The organism is Serratia sp. NPDC087055, from assembly GCF_044900985.1.
Lineage (GTDB): Bacteria > Pseudomonadota > Gammaproteobacteria > Enterobacterales > Enterobacteriaceae > Serratia.
The window spans coordinates 1-4,694 of sequence record NZ_JBJDOG010000015.1 but is presented as its reverse complement, the minus strand read 5'-3'; the positions used below and the strand labels follow the sequence as shown (position 1 = coordinate 4,694).

Annotated in this window: 4 protein-coding genes, 4 tRNA genes and 1 other RNA gene; 1 reads left to right on the top strand and 8 read right to left on the bottom strand. The window is 46.9% G+C overall.

What is annotated here, in order from left to right:
* The 6 genes from ACI2J2_RS24565 to ACI2J2_RS24540 all read right to left on the bottom strand — a co-directional run.
* On the bottom strand, nucleotides 1-140 hold a 140-nt coding region (locus ACI2J2_RS24565; RefSeq protein ID WP_230050329.1), incomplete at its 3' end, for a GTP-binding protein.
* Between the two features lie 109 nt (nucleotides 141-249).
* A tRNA-Thr gene (locus tag ACI2J2_RS24560) sits at nucleotides 250-325 on the bottom strand.
* A gap of 6 nt (nucleotides 326-331) precedes the next feature.
* Nucleotides 332-406: transfer RNA gene (locus ACI2J2_RS24555), tRNA-Gly, on the bottom strand.
* A 37-nt stretch (nucleotides 407-443) separates the two neighbouring features.
* A non-coding RNA gene (locus tag ACI2J2_RS24550) (RtT sRNA) lies at nucleotides 444-558 on the bottom strand.
* Nucleotides 559-604: 46 nt separating this feature from the next.
* Nucleotides 605-689: transfer RNA gene (locus ACI2J2_RS24545), tRNA-Tyr, on the bottom strand.
* Nucleotides 690-713: 24 nt separating this feature from the next.
* Nucleotides 714-789, bottom strand: a tRNA-Thr gene (locus tag ACI2J2_RS24540).
* A gap of 463 nt (nucleotides 790-1,252) precedes the next feature.
* On the opposite strand from ACI2J2_RS24540, the gene coaA reads away from it, so the two are divergent.
* The gene (gene coaA / locus ACI2J2_RS24535) at nucleotides 1,253-2,203 is read left to right on the top strand and encodes a type I pantothenate kinase (RefSeq protein WP_404761056.1); all 951 of its coding nucleotides are present in this window, start codon (nucleotides 1,253-1,255) and stop codon (nucleotides 2,201-2,203) included.
* Between the two features lie 40 nt (nucleotides 2,204-2,243).
* Here the strand turns inward: coaA and birA are convergent, their stop codons facing one another.
* Together birA and murB are read right to left on the bottom strand one after the other, a co-directional pair.
* Nucleotides 2,244-3,206 (bottom strand): bifunctional biotin--[acetyl-CoA-carboxylase] ligase/biotin operon repressor BirA, encoded by a 963-nt coding sequence (gene birA, locus ACI2J2_RS24530; RefSeq protein WP_209640602.1) that lies wholly within the window; start codon nucleotides 3,204-3,206, stop codon nucleotides 2,244-2,246.
* Nucleotides 3,203-4,240, bottom strand: coding sequence for a UDP-N-acetylmuramate dehydrogenase (gene murB, locus ACI2J2_RS24525; protein WP_209640605.1), 1,038 nt, complete (start codon nucleotides 4,238-4,240; stop codon nucleotides 3,203-3,205). Before murB ends, birA begins: the two co-directional genes overlap by 4 nt.
* Nucleotides 4,241-4,694 lie beyond the last annotated feature (454 nt).

Below are 4,694 nucleotides of genomic sequence, written 5' to 3'. Positions count from 1 at the left end.
AAAGCACGTGCAGAACCGCCGTAGGTTTTAGCCAGAACGGTGGTGATTGCTGCAGTCAGGGTAGTTTTACCGTGGTCAACGTGGCCGATAGTACCGACGTTAACGTGCGGTTTTGAACGTTCAAACTTTTCTTTAGACATCGATTGTCCCTCTAAGACACGGATAAATCGGTGGTATCACCACATCAACCAAGCATTTGCTTGTTGAATCCAGAACAGAAAGAAAATCAGGGGGCGAGATTATAAGAAGTGGTGCTGATAGGCAGATTCGAACTGCCGACCTCACCCTTACCAAGGGTGCGCTCTACCAACTGAGCTATATCAGCACATCTTGGAGCGGGCAGTGGGAATCGAACCCACATCATCAGCTTGGAAGGCTGAGGTAATAGCCATTATACGATGCCCGCATCCTGGAACTCGGCTACCTGACTTTTCTGTAGAATTTTTAGGGAGGAGAAGGATTGTTCGTCGCTTAACTCTCACCCTTCGGGCCGGCTGCGCTAGCGCTGCACAACTCGATTCTTGTCGAAGGCTTACGCCTTCTCCTTCTGCAATTTAACCGTTGCGCGTTTTTCGCTGGCCAGTTAACTGCCGAAGGCAAGATATGGTGGTGGGGGAAGGATTCGAACCTTCGAAGTCTGTGACGGCAGATTTACAGTCTGCTCCCTTTGGCCGCTCGGGAACCCCACCAGATTTTAACTACTGTGACTTGATTGGTGCCGGCTACCGGAATCGAACTGGTGACCTACTGATTACAAGTCAGTTGCTCTACCAACTGAGCTAAGCCGGCATCAAGTGCAGCGCATTCTAGGTAGAGCGGACGGTCTATGCAACAAAAAAATTGCGTTAGCTGCACTTTCGCTCACAAAACGCCCAATTTTGCATGCCGCATGGCAATTCGACGTGTACGGCGTGCAAACATTAATCAGTTTCAGGCCGATTTTCTATAACCTCATTGCTCTTGCAAGAATCAATGGGGCATTTCTTTCGCCAGGTGGCTTCGAACCTTTTCGTAAATCTGTCTACAAAATGGCTGTATCGCAACATGAAAGCGGTATCGCTCTTGGTTGATACCCTTTCTCCATCGACTGCGGGCCGCTTCTCACAATTGACATAAACTCATACTAATCGCCAACTTTTGCGAAAAAAGTCTACGCCAAAAACGAAGCTGTCTATAATATGCAGCTTGTTTATTATCTGGAGTTGGCGTCCGGCGCCTTTCCCAACCTGCGTTAACAGGCAGAATTTGGCTTATGATAAAAAGAGATCAATCTTTAGCGACGCCTTATCTTCAGTTCGATCGTACCCAATGGGCTGCGCTGCGAAACTCGGTGCCGCTGACACTGTCAGAAGAAGAGATTGTTAAACTGAAAGGGATTAACGAAGATCTCTCTTTGGAAGAAGTAGCGCAGATTTATCTGCCGCTATCACGACTGTTGAACTTCTATATCAGTTCCAACCTGCGCCGTCAGGCGGTGCTTGAGCAATTTCTCGGAACCGATGGACAAAAAATCCCCTACATTATCGGCATTGCCGGCAGCGTTGCCGTTGGCAAAAGTACTACCGCTCGTTTACTGCAGGCATTGCTCAGCAGCTGGCCGGAACATCGCAGTGTAGAACTGATCACCACTGACGGCTTCTTGCATCCTAACAAGGTGCTAAACGAGCGTGGGTTGATGAAGAAAAAGGGCTTCCCACAGTCCTACGATATGCACAGCCTGGTAAAATTCGTTTCTGAAGTAAAATCCGGCGCTAAGCGCGTGACAGCCCCAGTATATTCCCACTTGATTTATGATGTCGTTCCTGAAGGGAATAAAGTCATCGAACAACCGGATATTCTTATTCTCGAAGGCCTGAACGTTTTACAAAGCGGCATGGATTATCCTCACGATCCACATCGTGTTTTTGTTTCCGACTTTGTTGATTTTTCAATATATGTCGATGCCCCTGAAGAGTTGCTACAAAGCTGGTATATCAATCGATTCCTTAAATTCCGGCAGGGCGCCTTCTGTAATCCTGACTCTTATTTCCATAATTATTCAAAGCTACCTGAGCCTGAGGCCATAAACATAGCCACCCAATTATGGAATGAGATTAACGGACTGAATTTACATGAAAATATTTTACCAACCCGTGAGCGTGCTAGCCTGATCATGACTAAAAGCGCTAATCATGCCGTTGAAAACGTGCGATTACGGAAGTAAAAGATTAATAATAAGGGGCTTTCGCCCCTTATTAAAATAATTAATCAGCACCACGAAGAGATATTTCTCCGCCAATAAATGGCTTAATTACGCCATTCTGATCAAGCAATAATGCACCCTGTTGATCGATACCACGGGCAATACCAAAAATCTGTTGCTCACCAATTAATAACTTAACAGGTCTATCAATAAAGTTGTCTAATGCACGCCAGCGGGCAATAAATGGTGTCAAACCATCAATCTCAAACTGCTTCAGCGATTGACGCAACTCATTGAGTAAGGTCGCTGCCAATTCATTACGGTCGATATTGATTCCCGCTTCCTGCAAGTTTATCCACCCTTGGTTAATCGCATTAGCATTGGTTTCACGCATCGCCAAATTAATGCCAGCCCCAATCACCAATTGTGCCGCATCGCCGGTTTTTCCCGTTAATTCGACCAAGATGCCAGCCAGTTTGCGATCGTTGAGATATAGATCATTTGGCCATTTGACCCTTACATCTTCAGCACCGAGGTCTTTCAGCACCTCAGCCATCACTATGCCAATCACCAGACTCAGGCCCATTGCCGCCGCGGGTCCCTGATCCAGACGCCAAAACATTGAGAGATATAGATTGGCACCAAAAGGCGAGATCCACTGGCGCCCTCGCCGACCACGGCCCGCCTGCTGATACTCTGCGACACAGGCATCGCCCGACTGCAATTGAGCAATGCGATCTAACAAATATTGGTTGGTTGAATCCACAACTGGCAACACGGTAACACGCTTATCTACCAGTTGGCTGAGAATGCGTTCAGCCTCCAGCAATTGGATTGGGCCAGGTAGGCTATAGCCTTTCCCCGGTACGGTAAACACGTCCAAGCCCCACTCGCGAATTGTCTGGATATGCTTGTTAATCGCTGCACGACTCATTCCCAGCAACTCACCAAGATGCTCACCAGAATGGAAGCCGCCATCAGCGAGTATGGCAATAAGCCTGAGGGGAACTTTAGTATCTTTCATGACAGGACCTCTACCGCATTTAACTCAGTATCCTTACCGATAAAGCGAACTTCGGGTTCTAACCATACATCAAACTTTGCCGCTACCGTATTGCGTACATGGCGTGCCAGGGCGACAACATCCTGACGGGTGGCGTTATCCAAATTCACCAAAACAAGCGCCTGCTGGCTATGTACCGCCGCACCACCGATCTGATGGCCTTTCAGTTCACAACGATCAATCAACCAGCCTGCTGCCAACTTCACCTGTCCGTCCTGCTGTGGGTAATGCGGCATGCCCGGGTATTCGGCAATCATCGCCGCGGCTTTTTCATTACTGACCAATGGGTTTTTGAAGAAACTGCCAGCATTGCCCGTCACCTTAGGATCAGGCAGCTTACTGCAGCGCATTGCGCACACAGAGTCAAACACCTGACGCGGCGTTACCGTTTCCGGATCCAACTTCGTCAGATCGCCATAATTCAGCATCGGGTTCCATTGCTTGTTCAGACGTAGGCCCACGCCAACAATAATGTGCCCCTTTTGGAAGCGGTGTTTGAAAATACTGTCACGGTAACCAAACCCACAATCTGATGCCGAAATACGGTCGATAGCCCCCGTATTCAGGTTCAACAGATCAACGTAATCACAGACGTTTTTGAGCTCTATACCATAGGCACCAATATTTTGGATTGGGGCTGATCCAACTAAACCGGGAATCAATGCAAGGTTCTCTAGCCCAGGAATTCCGGCTGCCAGAGTGCGGCAGACCAAATCATGCCAATTCTCGCCCGAACTGACATGGAGAAACCAGGCATCTTCCTCTTCTCTGATATCGATGCCTTTTAATTGATTGATCATGACCGTACCAGAAAAGTCTTCTAGGAACAGGACATTACTCCCTTCACCGAGTACCAGCAGTGGCTCTTGACGTTTCTGCGTTTTCTGCCAAACCTTGATCATTAATTCAATGGTGTCTGCAATGATCAGATGCGCTGCGTTGGCCTGGAGCGCAAAAGTATTGTGTTTTTTTAATGACGCGCTTTCAGTAGACATAACGATAATTACCTATACGGAAATGAACCTTCACCTAGTCTACTCGATTCGGCTCTCTAGGCTAATATTTGTTTTCGATGATATTGCTTTTATCTGGAGTTCATCTACAGGATAAATGCTTTCCGTTGTTTCATTAGGTAATTCCTATATCTATTAACAAGATAAAGTAATTAATATAATGAACAACGTGATGAGTGCCCGCAATATCTCCGATATGGACTTTATTATCACAACTTAAACAATTCTATTCAGTCCCGCTAATATATGACTGAAGTTGCTCATTTACTTTAAACATTACGGGTAATTATAAATATAACTAACTATTCTTTACTCGGGGATTTTTGGAGAGGTCTCTGTACCAGAGGCGCAGCGTAGCTGCGTAATCTTTTTCTTTCGCACACAGCAAAAAGGCCATCCTTGCGGATGGCCTCTTGGCTTAATTGATGCCTGGCAG

Excerpts from the sequence above, each read along its gene's own strand:
- birA (WP_209640602.1), bottom strand. The coding sequence starts at position 3,206 with ATGAAAGATACTAAAGTTCCCCTCAGGCTTATTGCCATACTCGCTGAT.
- murB (WP_209640605.1), bottom strand. The coding sequence starts at position 4,240 with ATGTCTACTGAAAGCGCGTCATTAAAAAAACACAATACTTTTGCGCTC.
- coaA (WP_404761056.1), top strand. The coding sequence starts at position 1,253 with ATGATAAAAAGAGATCAATCTTTAGCGACGCCTTATCTTCAGTTCGAT.